This is a genomic window from Coriobacteriia bacterium (assembly GCA_030652115.1).
Lineage (GTDB): Bacteria > Actinomycetota > Coriobacteriia > Anaerosomatales > Anaerosomataceae > UBA6100.
Map to the genome: position 1 here is coordinate 22,090 of JAUSBK010000002.1, position 16,979 is coordinate 39,068.

A 16,979-nucleotide genomic window follows, 5' to 3' on the forward strand; every position below is an offset into this window, starting at 1 on the left:
GACGCCATGCAGACCGCAATCGCCGGGGGTGTCACCCGCTCGCCGTTCGATGCCGGGATGCCGGAGCGGATTCTCGCGGGTGAGAGCGACCCCTTGACCGAGGTGATGCGGGCGTGGGCGGGCGGAGCGCTGGGTGGTGCGATCGCCGGGCTGGGCGCTCTCTCCGATGAGGCACAGCGTGCGAGCCTGCTCTCCCGGCTTGCGCTCGAGGACTTCAAGCGTGGAGGCACCCCCGGAGCGGCCGAGCGGCTCGTCGCCGCGAGCGAGGGAGCACTCGAACGTCATCCTGGCGATGACCCCTGGCCCGCTGTAGCGTACGCGACGGGCGTCGCGGCGCTCGTCGGCGAAGTCCCGGCCCGCATGCGCGACTGCGCACTTCGTGCAGTGCAGGACGTCCGCGCGCGTACCGCGGACCCGGATGCCCTGGTCGCACTGGCTGGCCCGATGACGGCGCTGCGGTACGTGGTGCCGGTGCCGGACGAGGAGATCGGATCACTGGCGCGCAGCGCGCTTGCGCTGTCCCCCTACCACTCGGGTGCGCTCAGACTGTGGGCGGAGCACGTCGCCGGCCATCCCGTCCGGGAGCCCGGTGCGCTGGCACGCGCGTACGCGGATGTCGCAGACACCCACGCACTCACCCAGGCCGAGTGCGATGCGTCGGTCACCGACGTCCGCGACATAGGAGACGCGCTGTTGCGCGCCCGTATCGCCATGGCGGCGCGGGATCCGGGCGGCGCGGCGAGTGCCTGCGATGCGGCAGGCGAGGGCGAGGCGTGGGTGCCGCGCGTCCGCTCCCGTATCGCGCTCGATCTTGGTCGGGTCGAGGAGGCGCAGCGAATCGCCTCGGATGACGAACCCTGGGCGATTGTTACGGTCGCGCTCTGTGCTCTCGCGCGAGACACGAACGCTCCGGTAGATGTCGGAAGGCTTGTACGCGCGGCGCGGCAGGGGCGCCCGGTCGATGCGGCCGAGCTTGCTGCTGCGCTGGCGCCTAACCACGACGAGACTGCTCGACGTGTTCTCGCCGGGGGTCTGAGTGCCTACCCGGGAAGCGAGGCGCTTCGTTCGTCGTTCGCCAGCCTGCTCAAGGGCCGACTGAAGCCCCGCACCGCGGCGCGTCGCTGCAGCGAGCCATCCCGCAACACCCCGGCGCGTCCGGTTCTCGCCGAGTCCGGTGTGGCCGGCTACACCGGACTGGAGATGTGAGATGGGCGCGATGCAAATCCACTGCGCCGATGTGGTACACGGCCTCTCCGTCATCAGCCGCGTCGAGGCGACGCACGTGTGGGCGCAGGGCTGCCCGCACAGCTGTTCGGGCTGCTGCAACCAGGAATACCGTTCGGCGACCGGCGGCGCGCTGCTCGATGTGCGCGATCTCGCCGACGCGATCGCCGCGCGCCCGAGGACGAGACTGCTTGTTCTCTCGGGAGGAGAACCGTTCGGGCAAGCCCGCGCGGCCGCCTCGCTCTGCGCCTTGCTTGCCGAGGCGCGTCCCCGCCTCGGCGTGGTGGCCTACACGGGCTACGCGCTCGAGGATCTAGTGCACGTGCCTTATGCCCGGGAGTTGTTCGAGTACGTGGATGTGCTCGTCGACGGCCCGTACATGGCCGACATGCCTGCAGACGATGGCGTGCGGGGGTCGACCAACCAGAGGGTTATCCAGGTCGGCGCCCGTGTTCGCGCGTCCACGCTGGGCCGTCCGCCTGAGTTGCGGTTCGAGTTCCGCACCGTGCGCGGACACCTCAGGTTCATTGGGCTGCCGCCCCCAGACTGGCGCAGCCTGGATGACCCCGGGATTGCGCGCTCCTAAGGTCGAGACGTCAAGGGAAACCGGCCGCGATGCGGTCCACGAGGAAGGGAGGTAGGAGAGATGAGGATCACGGTTCGTGACAAGTACAGCGAGGTGGAGCAGACCTTCGAGGTCACCGGCGGCGTGCCGGTCTCGATTCTGCTCGAGCCCTTGGCGGCCTCGCTCGGAGCGACGGTCGGGCCGTGCCCGGGCGAGGCCTCCACGCTCATCCTCGAGCGCACGCAGGAGGTACCGCAGCTCGGACGATCGCTCGAGGAGAACGGCGTTCGGGACGGCGATGTCCTCCTGCTCGCCCGGTCCTGCTATGTAGACCCCTAAGCGGACACCTCAGGTTCATCGGGCTGCCACCCACGGACTGGTGCAGCGTGAATGATCCCGGAGCCGGCGCTCCCGGGGTCGAGATGTCAAGGGAAACGGGCCGCGACGCGGCCCACGATGAAGGAGGTAGGAGAGATGAGGATCACAGTTCGTGACAAGTCCAGCGCGGTGGAGCAGACCTTCGAGGTCACCGGCGGCGTGCCGGTCTCGAGCCTGCTCGAGCAGCTGGCAGCCTCGCTCGGAGCGGTGATCGGTCCGGACGAGGTCATCAAGCCCATCCTCGAGCGCACGAGCGAGGCACTGCAGCTTGGGCGTTCGCTCGAGGAGAACGGTGTTGCGGACGGCGACGTCCTCCTGCTCGCCCGCGATTCGAGAGGAGGCGGACTCCGGGAGGACCGGGTACGTGAGTTCGAGGCGAGCCTGGCCCTCATCGGGTCAGCGTCTTGCGGCCGGGTTGCCGGCCGCAAGACCGCTCCCGGTCGCTACGTGCTCGCGGTCGACGGGATCAAGGGCCTGCGCAAGCGCGATGGTCGCATTCAGGAGGTGGACGATCATCGCATCCAGATCACGCTCACCCAGGGCTACCCCTTCGAGAAGCCGAAGGTCGATCTGGGTCCTGACATGTTCCACCCCAACTGCTGGGCGTCGGGCGCTCTTTGCTACACGTACCGCCCGCAGTGGTCTGGCACCGAGATGATCCACGCGCTTCTCGAGTTCGTCAGCGCACGCACGTTTCTGCTTGAGAGGCGCCCCGCCAACGCCGAGGCGACTGACTGGTACGGTGCGCACCCCGCAGAGGTGTCGCGTCTGGCGAACACCGCCTGGCCGTTCAGGGTGCCCGTCGTTCCGAGCGCGCTGTCACTCGCGCGTCCCGTGGCACAGGCGTGATCACGATGACCTGGCTTACCGAGCCGGTGCCGGTGTGGATGGCCCTCGCGTTTGGGCTCGTGACGGTGTGCTGGTTGGCGCGCAGTCTGTTCACGGCCGGCGGGCGTGGTCTTCGCAGGCGGTGGAGGCGTCGCCGTGAGCTGCGTCTGCAGCGACTCGCAACGCGGATTTCGAGCGTGTCTGCACCGTCGCAGGTAGCGCAGCCGATCTACCAGCATCCCCACAGCGACCCTACCTGGTCGGATGCCCCGTTACCGCTGACACCGATCGCGCCTCAGCTGGTCGCGGTCGCGACTACGCAGGCCCCACTCGTCACACCGATCTCTCCCGTCCGTCCCGCCGGTACGGCCGCGCAAGCACAGCCGTCCGCCGCGGTCGTCATCTGCGGCTGGTGCGCGCAGCCGGTGGGGCCTGACGAAGGAGTGGCGTGCGAGCGCGGTCACGCGGAACACGCCGAGTGTCGCGCCGCCATGGGCGGCCGCTGCGCGAGCTGTGCGTAGCAGTGGGTGCGGACGTGTTTAACCCACGATCAGATCGAAAGGAGTGTTGACGATGAATACGTACACGGGCGACACGGATCGGGTGCCTCCGGTGGGTGGGGCACCGCTCGTGACTCCGATTGGTGATCTGCGGAGGCTCGATGCGCCGCAGCGCATCGCTACCCCGCCCACCTTCGAGCTGGTACCGCTTGCGTCACTCGGCATGCCGACGTGGACAGAGACGCCCACCCGTCCGCTGGCGGCGACGCACGAACAGGCACGGCCCAGCCGGCCGGCGCCCGATTACGTTCAGCCGATCGGACCGGCTGTCAGGCAGCGTCCGGCTGCCGCTCCCGTCGCGAACGTTGAGGGCGCACGGGCGACCGTTGCCGCTCCGATTGGCGTGATCGCCGGCGAACGTGTTCGCGTGCGCGGCGCCCGGCGTGTGGCGCGCCGTGAGGCCCGGCGGAACGCCGTTCGCGTCTCGGTTCCGGCGATGCTCTGGGTGTTGCTGGTGGCCGCGGCGCTCGGGCCGTTCGTATCGGTGCCGCTCGCCGTCCAGCTCATCGAGGCGCGCGGATTCGCGACGGTCGGGTCGAACGCCGCGGCCGATGGTGCCGTTGTCACGACACTGGACGAGGAGGTGACCGAAGACCCAGTGATGCCGGCAGCGGTCACCAGGTCCACGGCGCCCGCTGCGTCTATGGTGACGACGCCGAGCCCGTATGCGGCCCCTTCGGCAGCCACGACGGAGACGAGCGGAGAGCTCGATGACACAGCACGCCCGCGGGGGTGGCAGTGATGTCCGATCACACACACCTTGACGGCGTGGTCATCTCGCGTAGCGCTGCTGCAGCGATCGACCGATTCGCAGGGCGCGCTACAAAGGCCACCGGCACCGAGGTGATCGGGCTGCTCTTCGGGCTTCCGTTCGAGACGGTGGCCGGCGAGCGGGGGGTGTGGATCGTGCACGCCGATCTGGCCGCGGGGCAGACCGGCAGTGCGATCCACGTCGAGATGCCCGCCGAGGCGTACGGCCCCTCGTGGGCCGGCTGCCGGGAGGCGTGGCACCGGCTCGGTTTGGATGAGCTGCGGCGCGATCCGCTCGTGGTGGGGTGGTGGCACTCACACCCGAACATGGACGTGTTCATGAGCGGCACCGATGTCGATAACGCGCGGACGCAGTTCTCGCTGCCCTGGCAGGTGAGCTACGTGGTGGCGCCTCCCGGGCCGCAGCGCGCGTTCTTCGGGTGGACGGAAGACGCTCTTCGGCCAGATGTCCGCCTCCCCGCGCATGTGTGGTCCGGTCCGGATAGCGAGCTGCGGTGGCACCTGCGCGAGCAGACCGCATGTCGGATGTGGGGAGAGGAGGTGCTGGCGTGGTAACCGGCAACAGCACGACGGGGGGGGAGCTCGGCAGGTACGCGAGCCAGGCACTCATCAACGGCTGGGACCAGGAGCGGCTGTCGGCCGCCCGGGTGCTCGTCATCGGCTACGGCGTGCTCGGGGATCCGATCTGCCGCACGCTCGTGACGCTCGGGATCGGGACACTCGCCATCGCGGACTTCGATGTGATCGAGGAGCGCAACCTCGGCAAGCAGCCTTCGCTTGCCGCGGGATGGGACGGCACTGGTGGCGTGCCCAAGGTGGAGGTCGGCTGCCAGGAACTCGCACGGATCAACCCCAGCGTTCGGCTCGAACCACTGTGCGTGGACATCGTGACCGGCTTCGGCGCGGCGTGCTATGCGGAGTACGACGTGGTGGTGCTCGCCGCCGACAACTACACCGCGCGCCACTGGCCGCACCGGTACGCGACGCTGATGGGCGTGCCCGTGGTCGAGTGCGGCACGGAGGGCCTCTACGGCCAGGTCACAGTGACGTGGCCGGACGATGCCGATGCAGCGTGCTTCGCGTGTTGGGGCAACCCTCGCGAACGTCTGGCACGGGACGTCCGCAAGTCGTGTCAGGGCCTGTATCTCGACGAGCACGGCGCGAAGATCCCGATGCTGGTGGCGCCCGCAACGGCGACCGCAGGCCTCGCGTGCCTCGAAGTCCTCAAGTGCATCTTCGCCCGCGAGGAAGGCTCGGCATTCCCCAAGCCGGCGGCCGGGATGCAGTATCTGCTCGACGGCTTCGACGTGACGCGGCCGGTGATGGGCGTGCGACTCACGCGTCGCGATGATTGCGAGCACCACGAGCGGCTGGACGCGACCAACGCGCTCGAGTATCCGCTGACGGATCAAACCATGATCTCGGACGTGCGCACATTCGTGGCAGGCAGCGCAGGCTGCGCGCCCGAGGATGTGGCGCTCGAGGTGCACTGGGACGTGCTTCACGAGTGGATCTGCCCGAACTGCCACGCGGTGGCAACGCCGCGGATCGCTGCGTCACGCGCCGGCAAGCTCGCTTGTACCGCGTGCGGATACGTGGTGTCCGAGAACGCTCTGGACACCATCCCGGTCATCCTCCACCCGTACCTGGACGACGGCGACGGGTTGACACTCGCCGACTACCATCTGCCCGAGCGCCACGTGCTCAAGGCGAGCGCAGGCGACTGGCAGGGCTACGTGGTGCCGACTGGCACGCTCGCGCTGTGCGGGAGGGAGGTGAAGGCCGCCGAGGCTACTCCTGCGATGCGCGATCGCTTGATGAGCGCGACCGATGGCACGTGATGGCCCAGTAGCTAGACAGTCCCACGCGCATGCGAGCCACACGGAGGGAGGATGAGCCCCATGAAGTGCCCGAACTGCGGTAGCACCCACACCGTGCGAATCGGCGTCACCGTTGATGATTCAAGCACCCCGGCAAACGAGTGACAGGACTGCGGTCACAGGTTCAGCAAGTAGCTTTCACATACCCGCGGGGCGCCCGGCATCGGGCCGGGTGCCCCATGCCAGAAGGAGGCACCTCAGATGGGCGGAACGGCGAGTCAGGACGCAGCAGCCCAGCGCATCAAGGAAGCGATCGAGCGCCGCAAGTTCGAGGAGCGGAGCCGGCATGCGGCCGAGGAAGGCCGCAAGGCAGCGATGAAGGACTACGTGAAGAGCGCCTTCAAGAAGTAGGCACATCGCGCACGTGCCTTTCGCACAAGCGTCGGTGGGGCGTGGAGGGAGGCCCGTTCCACCGACGGCGGGAGGCGCGTACCGGACGGTGGTCGCGCAGTCTCCGGCCTCGACTTCGTACCCAAGGAAGGATGCACGCACGATGGAAGAGACCCCGGAGAGACTAGACCGTGTGTCGTCGAGGTCTCCCGGCTGGACGACCTCGAGTCGAGGATGCGCGGCGGCGCGGCCCGACTGGTACGGGCTTCGGGTGACTCAGCGCTCCCTGGAGGATTGGGCGGCGCGCTAGATACCGCCGACTCGTGCTTAGCGAACTCGGAGAAGGGAGGCGAATATGCGACAGGCGGACGATACTCAGGCGGCGGTGTGGATCCCGACCGTGCATGCGGATGCGGATGCAGGCCCAGAGGCGTCTTCGCTCGGTCACGCCGTGGTTGGCTACGAACTGACGCAGACCACGGCGCTTGTTCGTTCGGACGATGACATACTTACGCGAGCACGCTTCTGGGAGCTCGCCTGGACGCTCCTGGAAGACGGAGCGCTCGAGTTCCGATGGGTCGCCTCGAAGGGCTTGCTGCGTACATATCTGTTTGTCCGCCACCGTGGTCTGACGAGTGCTGAGGGCGAGGCTGAAGCCCGCCGGATCGGTGCGGCTGCTCGAGCGCTACTACAGCGTGTTTCGCCCGGGATCCGGCTGCGAGCACTGGCGGCCGTGGAGGGTGCCGCGGCGCCGGTCGCCTGGGTGGGCAACGGCGGCGAAGGTGGCGACCTGCTGCGTAGCATGCTCGAAGTTGACGCGAACGCACACGCGCTTGATGTGCCGACACCGCTGACGCCGGGTCTCTCCGCGCGGTCCCTGTTGGCTCGGGAGATGAGCGACTCCCCTGTGCCCGTCTGCGTTAGCCTCGTGGCAGCACCGCTCGCGCTCGATCTGCTCGAGCGGCGAGAGCTCGATCGCGACATGACAACTCTCGAGCAGATGGTCCTTAAAGCGCGCCGCCCCTCAGAGGCGGCTGGGCACACCTCTAGCGCACACATTGCGGAGGACTTACCGCTTGCACGGCTCGAAGCTAGCGCAGCAGCGCTCGCGCACAGGATGCAGCATCTCTCTCGCTTGGGTTCCCTCAGGATATCCGTCGCTTCCGCAGGGCAGATGCCGCTGACGTTCCTCGCGGCTGCGCGAGCGAGTCTCGGCTGGTCGGCAGGGCCGCTTGTTTACGCCCCCGCAGCGGAGCTGGGCGAGCAGGTCACGTTCCGGCGCAATCTGGCCTCCGTTGGATTCGAGCCCTGGGGGGTGTTGGCCGAACGGGGCATCGAGCATCGGATGGTGAGTGATCGATACCTTGCCTCCCTCACCGAAGTTGTTGCGTGCGCTTGGCTGCCGCCTATCGACGAGGTCACCGAAGGGCCGACGAGTCTCGCCGAGCCGGCGCCGCGTGCGGTTCCCGGTATGGTGCCGCACCAGGGCGCGCTCATAGGGTCGAACTTCGCGTCCCCGGCGCCGAGAGAGGTGGCGCTCAGCGATGAGGACCGTTCCCGGCACATGCTGATCTGGGGCCAGACTGGCTCCGGCAAGTCCACGCTAGCCGCCAACCTTGCTTTGCGCGACATCCGCGCGGGAGAAGGTGTCTGCGTCATCGATCCCCATGGTGATCTGGTCGACGAGATCTTGCTGCGGTTCCCGGAAGAACGTAGGGATGATCTCGTGTTGTTCGACCCCAGTGATGACACGGTCGCCCTGGGCCTGAACTTGTTCGAGGCGAAGAACCAGTTCGAGCAGGACTTCGTGATCCAGCAGGTCATCTCAATGCTCTACCGCCTGTATGACCCGCATCACGATGGAATCATAGGGCCTCGCTTCGAGCACATGCTGAGGAGTGCTGCCCTCACAGTGATGGCGGATCCGGCCGGCGGCACGTTCCTGGAGATCCCGTTTATGTTCACGAACGAGAGGCTACTAGCCGCCAAGCTCAAGCACGTGCAGGACCCGGTCGTCCGGTCGTTCTGGCTGGACGAGCAGTCAAGGACGTCGGACTACCACAAGTCCGAGGTCCTCGGCTGGTTCCTGGCGAAGTGGGGCGCGTTCCTCTCCAATGGGGCGATGCGCCGGATTCTCGGGCAGCACCGCTCGGCGTTCGACTTCCGGACGGTGATGGACTCACGGAAGGTGCTGCTGGTCAGGCTCGCCAAAGGCCGAATCGGCAGCATCAACGCCCAGATACTCGGCATGATCCTGTTGAGCAAGCTTCAGCTCGCCGCGCTCGGGCGCGGGGACACGTCGGCTGATCAGCGCAAGCGGTTCTATCTCTACGTTGACGAGTTTCAGTCGTTCGCACTCAGTCAGTTCGACGAACTCGTGTCCGAATCCCGCAAGTACGGCTTGGCCCTCACGCTGATGAACCAACACTCGGGGCAACTTTCCACCACCCTGCGGGAAGCCCTATTCGGCAATGTGGGAACGCTTTGTGCGTTCAGGTTGGGCTTGCACGATGCCCAGCTTGTCGCGGAGGAGCTGGAGGGCTACAGCCCGCGCGATCTCACCCGGCTCGAGAACTTCCGATGCGTGCTGCGTACCTCGGCTTCCGGGCGCGTGATGACGCCTTTCGACGTTCATACGGTCGCGCTCTCCGAGCTCGACGCTGAGGCGGCAGTGCGTCGGCTGGAGCTCATGGAGCTCTCGCGCGTGCGTTGGGGAACGCCGCGGGACCTGGCAGAGGAAGAAGCACTTCGCTTCCTGCGGACGGCCGGGTCGAACGAGAGGTCGGAATCGTGAAACGCCGGACTGCAGCGGGGAGACTCCCCGGAACCGGATGCGGGCGGTGCGGCACTGCTCCGAGGCGGTCCCATCTGGCTCTTAGCGTCTTGCATGCACTGGTCACGCTTTCGGTCGCAGCGATGTTCTGCCTTACACCCGCGCCCGCCCTCGCCGCCGTCGCTTTCGGCACGAATCTCGGCAGTTACTCGGGGGTCGTTGCATACTCCAACGGCTACGACCACGGCGTCAACGGCTCGTACTCGACCTACGGCTATCAGTACCAGTGCGTCGAGTATGTGAACCGCTACTACGTGCTGGCGCTGGGTCACAAGAACATGCGCGGGACCGGTAATGCAGACCAGTACTTCGGGACGGCGGCGTCACGCGGCCTCGAGGCCTACACCAACGCGGGCTCAGTAGCCCCTCGGCCAGGCGACGTCTTGTGCTCGAATGGCGGTGACTACGGCCATGTAGCAATCGTCCGGGAAGTCGGCGCCACGTACATCCGTGTCATCCAGCAGAACTGGTACAACGACTCGCGTGACGCAGCGATGACGCTCTCGATGTCCGTGTCGGGTGGGAAGTACACCGTTGCGGGCTTCAACTCCTCGTATCCGGTCAAGGGGTGGCTGCACAAACCGAGCGCCGCACCCGAACCGCCCGCTCCGCCCGCAGCGAATCCGGTCTATCCGACCCACCCTGGGTTCACGAAGTACGGGAACCCGGATTACTGGTGGCCGATCGGCAGCGGTTACGCTGGCACGGGCATCTACACGTACTGCAACGGCAACGTTCGCGCGAACTACGCTCGTTGGACGTTCGATCTCAGCAAGTTGGCTGGTTCCGGCACGTATCGCGTCGAGGCCTACATCCCTTCCGTCAACGCCACTACCCGCAAGGCCGACTACCACATCAGCACGTCTTCAGGGATTGCGCACAAGGTCGTCGACCAGCATGCCTACTACAACGTGTGGGTCGACCTTGGCACGTACAGTCTGGCCGAAGGGGCCGCTTGGGTCGAGCTCGACGACGCCACCGGCGAGGCCTACACGAACTCGTCCTCGCCGAAGATCGGGTTCGACGCCATTCGGCTCACGTACGTGCCTCCTGTCACGCAGCCCGCCCCTGCGCCGACCCCGCCGGAGGCCGTGCCCGCACCACCCGACACCACGCGGCCGGGCGGAATGATCACGGTCTATCGCTTCTACAACCACTTCACCGGCACTCACTTCTACACTCCGTCGGAGGCTGAGCGGGACACGGTTATCGCGACGTGGCCGGATGTGTATCGCTACGAAGGCATCGCCTACACCCTCGACCCGGCGCGGAACACGCAGCCGCTCACACGGTTCTACAACGTTGTGCGGGGCAGTCACTTCTACACGGCGTCGTCGGCCGAGGCCGAGACGGTACGCGTGCAGTGGCCTGGCGTATTTCGCTATGAAGGACTGACGTACCCCGTCTCGACTGCCACCGGCCCCGGGAAGCTCCCCGTGTACCGCTTCTACCAGATCTACGGCGGGAGCCACTTCTACACCGCCTCCGAAGAGGAGAAGGGCCGCGTTATCGCCGAACTCGGTGCGATCTACAGCTACGAGGGGGTGGCGTTCTGGCTCGCGCAGTGATTGATGCAGTACGCGAGATCGTGGATGCCCGCGCCCTTCTCCTACTCGTCGTTCTTTGGGGCAGTCTGGCGGTTCACGAGATTGCACACTGTCGAGTTCTTGACTTCCTCGGTGACTCGACGCCCCTAGAGCAGGGGCGCCTCACCTGGTGGCCACACCGACACCTCTCGTTCTGGGGTTCCCTCGTCGTGCCGGCGGCGCTGCTGTTCCTGACCTCGGGCTCGTTTCTTGTCATGTGGGCGAAGCCGGTGCACTACCGCCCGGGGTCCATGCGACTCCGCGAGCCGCTCGCGACGATACTCGTGAAGCTCGCCGGTCCCGCCGCGAACGCAGCGCTTGCCGCAGTCGCAGCCATCGCGCTGGCTGTCCTGCCGCACGACATCCCCTATGCGGCGTGGAGGGCCCTCGTTGCTGTGCTGGCTGTGAACATCACGCTCGTCGCTTTGAACATGCTGCCGATTCCTCCGCTCGATGGTGGGGCTCTCTGGCTGCTGGTGCCCTTGCCGCCGAAGGTGCGTGACATCGGTGCGGCAGCAGCAGCAGTAGCGCTTCTGGCGGTCGTCGTGGGAATGCCGCTGGCAACCCCGCTAGATCCATTCGGAGACATGGTCGGCGCCGCGGTGGACTCGACGCTCAACCTTGCGATGGACGGGCACCTGTGAGGCAGGGAGGTGTAGGGCCGCCTCCCTTGAGGAGGGTTGTAATGGGTGGGGAACGGTGGATCCTGAAAGGAGGTCACGATGGCTAGTGCCGAGGAGTACGACCGTGTTCTGCTGAAGGCCGAGTTGCGGGGTGCCGCTGCTTTGACCGCCCAGGAGAAGGAGTTGCTCAAGCGTCTACTGAGCGAGTCGGGCGCTCGCGGGAATCGCGCACGCAAGCTCGTCAACGGCTGATGGAGGGACGTCTGATGTTCGCGGGACCTTGTGACGACTGGATCGAGTCCTCCTCGAGCTATCAAGCCGCGCTCGAGGAGGCGCTGGCGGCCGGGCGAGCCGCCGAGGCTGAGTCCATCGCCCAGATGATCGCGCACTACGCGCGCACCTTCACGATCACGTGGATGCTGCGCCTCGCGCCAGAATTCCGGCTCGAGCACCTGGTCGATTCGCAGACGTGTTCGGACACGGTCTTCGACGGCATCACAGTACCCGACGCCAGCGGACCGGTGACTGCGATCCACATGCTGAGCCTCGTGGTCGACCAGCGACTGATCACGGCGATCAGCCCTGCTTGGGAATCTGAAGACGGCGTGATCCACCCACTGGTTACGTACGATGAGGCGAGGCAGGCGGCTATCGAGCAGGTGATCGTGCCGATGATGAACAATGAGCCAGAGTACAGGCTCCATCAGGGACACGGAGTGACATGAGACGAGTCGACCCTCTCGCGCCTCCGCCTGAAGCCATCGTCCGTGGTGACTCCCTGCTCGCCCGCGCCCGCTCGTACTATGAGGAGGGCCGTCACTACGAGGCGCAGCGCCTCCTGCGCCGCATCGAGACCCTCTCTGGCCCTGACGGCCCTTCCCTCCGTCTCGGACTCGAAGTCGACGTCCTGCGAGCGCTGCTCGCGCTCGGCTCGGCAGACTACGCATCAGCCGAGGTGTGCTGCAGGCGCGCTTTCGAAGCGAGCGGTTCTGGCGCCGAGTTGCACGCGGAAGCCGGACTCCTCCTGGCTCGCACGTTCGCGCGCACGGGCCGCATGGACGAGTGCATCGCGACCCTGGCGAAGGTGGGCGAGGGTCTCAGAGATCCTGCTATCTCCCCGGATATCACCTTCCGCATTCACCGTGAGCTTGGCCAAGCACTCTGGTCGCAGAACCGTCGGGTTGAGGCGAGCAGGCATTTCGTGGAAGCACTGGGTCTCGGGCGACCCATAACCGATGGGCATGCCGAGTCTCTGCGTCTAATCAAGGAGATGGAGCTTGAGGTGCTGCTCGGCACCGAGGCGACCGACTCCGCTATCGAAGCGGTCTTCGATGTGCTCGACCAGCAGGTCTTCGAAGGCCTCACAGAGGGTGACTGGCGATACATGCTTCGGCTCCTCGGCCAGCTGGCTTCGCTTGGTGATCGGGTGCCGCATGACCGCATCGCCGAGTGGCTGCGCAAGGCGGACGAAGTGTATCGCTCACGAACGGATTCCTCAGCAGTCCAGGGGGTGACCGCGCGATTGGGCGTTCTCGCCGAGCTGAACGCCTACGCCGCGCAGATGGAGAAGACTCATCCGCATGATCTCGAGGAATCAGACGTGTGCGAACTCGAGCGGCAGTTCGGGGTCGCGTGGACGGAGATGGACACCCACCAGATGTGCGATTGGCTGGAGCGGGCATGCCGCCCGTTCCAGCTCGCCCGCGGATGGAAACCGATCTTGCGCCTTTGGCGGCGGCTGTTCGTGAGGGCTGACGACTTCGTCGGTTGCTCGGGGTATCAGACGTGGGAGGAGTCGACGCAGGCCGCGAACGCGCTCGCAGGCTGGTGCGAGATGGTCGGTGAGCTACCGGAGGCCGACTGTCTGCTGCGCCTAGTGTACGAAGGGAATCGGTCGGCCGGTGAGGACTTCCTGGCGGCTTACAGTGGCAGGAGGCTGGCCCGCTCGCTGCTCTGGCACGGCGACCATGGGCAAGCCCTCGCGCTGCTTGAAGAGACTCTGGAGTACCGACAGCGTGACAGGTGCGCCTCCGTCTCGAGTGCGGAGTGGGGCCGTTGGCTGCGGGCCGAGATCTGCGCAGCCGCGGGTGACCTGGCCGCCGCTGAGGGATTGATGCAAGCGGAGCTCGACCGGGACATGGAGAACCACGGCGCTGAGAGTATGGGTGTCGCAACAGTTCGCACCAGATTGGCCGAGCACCTACTCGCCATGGGGCGAGCCGAGGAAGCTCGCAGCCTCCTCGCCTGGCCGGAGGCATTTACGGATGACGACCACCGGTCGCCGCAACCCCCGGGCGGTATCGAATACGACAGGCTGCTGCATAGGCTCCGTCAGGCGACTCTGGCTGTGAGACTCGGTGAGTTTCGCGCTGTAGACGAACTGCAGTTCATCGCGGACGACGCCGATGCGCTGCTCGGTCCCGGCTCGGCTGTGGCGGCGGAGGCTACGACGGAGTGGGCTGCGGCGGAATGGGCTGTGGGGCCACGGGATCGCTCCCTATGCGCTGCGGCTGCCGCGGCACTCCGGGCGGAGCGGCGCCTGCGCCATTCGGAGCACCCCAAGGTGCTGCGGGCGCGCGAGGTCCTTCGGCAGGTCTCGATGGAAGAGGCCGAATGATAATGTACCAGCCAGTCGACTATCCCTGGAACGACGACTTCGACTTCGCCGTATTCAGGCAGCACGTGGGGGAGTTCGCCGAGCTGCTCGGCACCGCCGAGCTTCGAAGCAGCTTCGCATTCAGGTGGGAGCTCATCACGCACCTCGCGCGTCTGTACGCATCCGGTACGCAGATGCCGCCCTACTCGCCCTTCATGCCGGACGAGGCAGACGACGGCGAGTCTGTGCCCGACGCAGCGGTCGATCCGAGGAAGGCCAAGTATCGTGCCAGGCACATCCGCCACATAGGGGACACCGTCGAGGCCTGCATGGGCGATGACGACGCCTACCACGGGGTCACATGGCCGGATGAAGACACGGTCGAGAAGCTCACCCTTTCAGGCGAGCTAGCGTGGATCTACAGCGATCTTCTCAAGGGCGCCGAGGAGTGGGACCAAGGACGACTCGACGACGCTGCTTCCACTTGGGTCTACGGTTTCGAGGAGGGTGACTGGGGCCCGAGGTGCCTCTCGGTGCTCGGATGCCTGCACTTCTACGCTGGAGACAGGATGAGTCTGCTCGTAGGATCGACATCAGAGGCGTGGGACTCAGTATCGGATCAGGACGCAGCATCCTGTAGTGAGGTCAGCTTCACCGGCACCCTGGAGATCGACCAGGCGATGCCGGCGGACTGAGTCGCATCGCGTGCCGCCACCAGCACCTCGACGGACCCATCTTCCGTTGGGCCGATCACGCCGAGGAGTTCCAGTAAGTTAGACCGCTCCCCCCTGGGGTCGGGTTTCAGGCTTTCGCTGTCGGACAATTTCGATGAAGCCCCTGACAACAGTCCGGACGGTTGGAGAGCTGCGAGAGCAGATTCGTAACGGCGCCTACGACCAGCAGGCACTCAGAGCTCTTGTGCTCCACTTGTGCTCGGCTCTGGAAGTCCTTGCGCACGAGATCGCGACCGTCTACAGCATCAATGTGGATGCGGCACCTACGATCGATGCTCTTTGTGCGCGCGCGTCCCGTGCTCAGGTGGCTGCACTTCTGCGCAGCTGATCGTGTAGGGCTTGTCCTGTTGCCCGGAGCTGGTACGCGGGATGCCGAGACTACTCAGGGTGCGGCGCCCTCCGTCGAGGTCGATCTGGGCACGACTACCGGTGGGGCGCCATCGGTAGACTAACCTTGATGGCGCGATCATGTGACAACCGCTTTACTGACCACAGCCACCTTTGGTGCACGGGAGGGATCGTCTATGTTTACGGGGGAGTCCCGGGGGACAGTCTGCGAATCGCGCGTGACCCTGCCCAAATGGCTCCGTGCGGACCTTCCGGATGACTCACTGGTGCTTTGCAGGGGCCTCGGGGGCTGCCTTCTTCTCTTCTCAACGCAGGGGTACGCTTCCTATCTGGCGCAGCTGCTAGGCATGGCCCCCGAGAAGGACACGCGCAAGGTCGCTCGCTTCTTCGAGGCAGCAGCTGCAGAGGTCGAGCCTGATGCTCGGGGGCGCATATACATCCCGCGCGTGCTGCTAGAGTATGCGGGGCTGCACTCCGAAGTACTATGGCGCGGTGCTTCTGACCGCGTAGAGATGTGGAGTCCGGAGCGGGCGCCATAGGGCTACAAATGTCCGTGGCTGGAGGATTCGACGGGACCACGTCCGCCACCGAGTCTCACACGGTGGACTTGGCTCGCACGATTCGCAAAGGAGCACCGATGCCTTCTTGGCCTAACTACATCCGACTCGAAGCGGACCCTTCCGAGGGATACGTCGAAATCGAGTATTCGCTTTCGGTCCAAGACCCGGAGGATGTGGACATCGACGAATACCTGGAGCTAACAGCTGAGCTATGGCCGGCAGTGGGCGAGTTCTTCTCTGCCTTCTTGGGCCTGGATAGCCCTGAGTTGCTGTGGTCACGCCCGCGGGTGCGGAAGGTCATTCCCGGGAACAAGCCCCACGGTGATGGCAATCACATCGTAGAAGTGAAGCTCATTCGGAGCTTGCCCGGAATCCAGCCGATCCGAGGGCGCTGGAAGCAGATCGAACTCGCCCTGAACCTCGGAAACTGCCCATGGTTCCACATAGACGAGTTGTCTGACGATCGTTTTCGGATCCTCGTTGCCCCATGCGACAAGTACGAATACGGCGGTTATGTGCCGTGCTCTTTCGATGATGATTCCCGCGAACTTGCGGAGACGGCTCTTGCCGCGGCAAAGGCGCCGTTGATGGAGCTGATGGGAAGGCTCTTAGGGGAACCGAGCCCGGATCTTGTCTTCACCCCGTTTGCCTTGGCAGAAGAGGCCATGCCCGAATACGGTGGAGACGCCTTTGAGTCGACGGGGCTTGTTGTCGAGTAGCTCAGCCAGTCGGGCTCTGCCGGTGATTCAAGACGACGGCGATACTCCTAGCAACCCTCGGCTGATCTGCCAGCGGCAACTGTAACACCCTGGGTTTGACAGAGGCACTCACGCCGAGATCGCGCCTCTCGATTTGTCGCCCGATTTGTCGCCCAAATACGTGGTGACTGTTGGTACTCGTTGGTACCTATTGGGACTCGCCGCAGTTCCGCTGTACCAACGAGTCCCAACGAGTCCCAATAGTCACAAGCACAATCAGGATTCGAATTCCCTTGGGGGCACCACAAGACCGCAGGTCAAGGGCCGTAAATTCCCATTTACGTGCATAGAATCCGGCACCAAATCATGCCATCCTGAGAAACGCACAGAGGACAAAGCCGCAGCTCAGAGGCCATTTCAATCCCATTTCGGCGCCCGGAATCCTGAATCGGTCATCGAGATCGA

At 65.6% G+C, this 16,979-nt stretch carries 16 protein-coding genes; all 16 read left to right on the forward strand.

Features of this window, described 5'->3' with window-relative positions; all coding sequences use genetic code 11:
* Nucleotides 1-6: 6 nt before the first annotated feature.
* Nucleotides 7-1,206, forward strand: coding sequence for a hypothetical protein (locus Q7W51_02645; protein MDO8847273.1), 1,200 nt, complete (start codon nucleotides 7-9; stop codon nucleotides 1,204-1,206).
* Nucleotide 1,207: 1 nt separating this feature from the next.
* Complete coding sequence (locus tag Q7W51_02650) at nucleotides 1,208-1,810, forward strand: 4Fe-4S single cluster domain-containing protein (protein MDO8847274.1); 603 nt, start codon at nucleotides 1,208-1,210, stop codon at nucleotides 1,808-1,810.
* Between the two features lie 60 nt (nucleotides 1,811-1,870).
* A complete protein-coding gene (locus Q7W51_02655) occupies nucleotides 1,871-2,128 on the forward strand; it encodes a hypothetical protein (GenBank protein MDO8847275.1) in 258 nt (85 codons plus the stop codon).
* Between the two features lie 135 nt (nucleotides 2,129-2,263).
* Complete coding sequence (locus tag Q7W51_02660) at nucleotides 2,264-3,016, forward strand: ubiquitin-conjugating enzyme E2 (protein MDO8847276.1); 753 nt, start codon at nucleotides 2,264-2,266, stop codon at nucleotides 3,014-3,016.
* Nucleotides 3,017-3,568: 552 nt separating this feature from the next.
* The gene (locus tag Q7W51_02665) at nucleotides 3,569-4,297 is read left to right on the forward strand and encodes a hypothetical protein (protein ID MDO8847277.1); all 729 of its coding nucleotides are present in this window, start codon (nucleotides 3,569-3,571) and stop codon (nucleotides 4,295-4,297) included.
* Nucleotides 4,297-4,881, forward strand: a complete 585-nt coding sequence (locus Q7W51_02670; GenBank protein MDO8847278.1) for a Mov34/MPN/PAD-1 family protein — start codon at nucleotides 4,297-4,299, stop codon at nucleotides 4,879-4,881. Before Q7W51_02665 ends, Q7W51_02670 begins: the two co-directional genes overlap by 1 nt.
* Entirely contained in the window at nucleotides 4,875-6,167 is a 1,293-nt protein-coding gene (locus tag Q7W51_02675) for a ThiF family adenylyltransferase (protein MDO8847279.1), read from the forward strand. The genes Q7W51_02670 and Q7W51_02675 overlap by 7 nt, the downstream gene beginning before the upstream one ends.
* A 240-nt stretch (nucleotides 6,168-6,407) precedes the next feature.
* Nucleotides 6,408-6,557, forward strand: a complete 150-nt coding sequence (locus Q7W51_02680; protein MDO8847280.1) for a hypothetical protein — start codon at nucleotides 6,408-6,410, stop codon at nucleotides 6,555-6,557.
* 334 nt (nucleotides 6,558-6,891) lie between these two features.
* Complete coding sequence (locus Q7W51_02685; GenBank protein ID MDO8847281.1) at nucleotides 6,892-9,330, forward strand: type IV secretion system DNA-binding domain-containing protein; 2,439 nt, start codon at nucleotides 6,892-6,894, stop codon at nucleotides 9,328-9,330.
* Nucleotides 9,331-9,419: 89 nt separating this feature from the next.
* Entirely contained in the window at nucleotides 9,420-10,937 is a 1,518-nt protein-coding gene (locus Q7W51_02690; protein ID MDO8847282.1) for a CHAP domain-containing protein, read from the forward strand.
* Nucleotides 10,938-11,125: 188 nt separating this feature from the next.
* Nucleotides 11,126-11,599, forward strand: coding sequence for a hypothetical protein (locus tag Q7W51_02695; protein ID MDO8847283.1), 474 nt, complete (start codon nucleotides 11,126-11,128; stop codon nucleotides 11,597-11,599).
* Between the two features lie 78 nt (nucleotides 11,600-11,677).
* Nucleotides 11,678-11,830 (forward strand): hypothetical protein, encoded by a 153-nt coding sequence (locus Q7W51_02700; GenBank protein ID MDO8847284.1) that lies wholly within the window; start codon nucleotides 11,678-11,680, stop codon nucleotides 11,828-11,830.
* Between the two features lie 14 nt (nucleotides 11,831-11,844).
* The gene (locus Q7W51_02705; protein ID MDO8847285.1) at nucleotides 11,845-12,303 is read left to right on the forward strand and encodes a hypothetical protein; all 459 of its coding nucleotides are present in this window, start codon (nucleotides 11,845-11,847) and stop codon (nucleotides 12,301-12,303) included.
* Complete coding sequence (locus Q7W51_02710) at nucleotides 12,300-14,195, forward strand: hypothetical protein (GenBank protein ID MDO8847286.1); 1,896 nt, start codon at nucleotides 12,300-12,302, stop codon at nucleotides 14,193-14,195. The genes Q7W51_02705 and Q7W51_02710 overlap by 4 nt, the downstream gene beginning before the upstream one ends.
* Nucleotides 14,192-14,869 carry a DUF5063 domain-containing protein gene (locus Q7W51_02715; protein MDO8847287.1) on the forward strand — a complete coding sequence of 226 codons (678 nt, stop codon included), beginning with the start codon at nucleotides 14,192-14,194 and terminating at the stop codon, nucleotides 14,867-14,869. The genes Q7W51_02710 and Q7W51_02715 overlap by 4 nt, the downstream gene beginning before the upstream one ends.
* A gap of 1,024 nt (nucleotides 14,870-15,893) precedes the next feature.
* Complete coding sequence (locus tag Q7W51_02720) at nucleotides 15,894-16,535, forward strand: hypothetical protein (protein ID MDO8847288.1); 642 nt, start codon at nucleotides 15,894-15,896, stop codon at nucleotides 16,533-16,535.
* Nucleotides 16,536-16,979 lie beyond the last annotated feature (444 nt).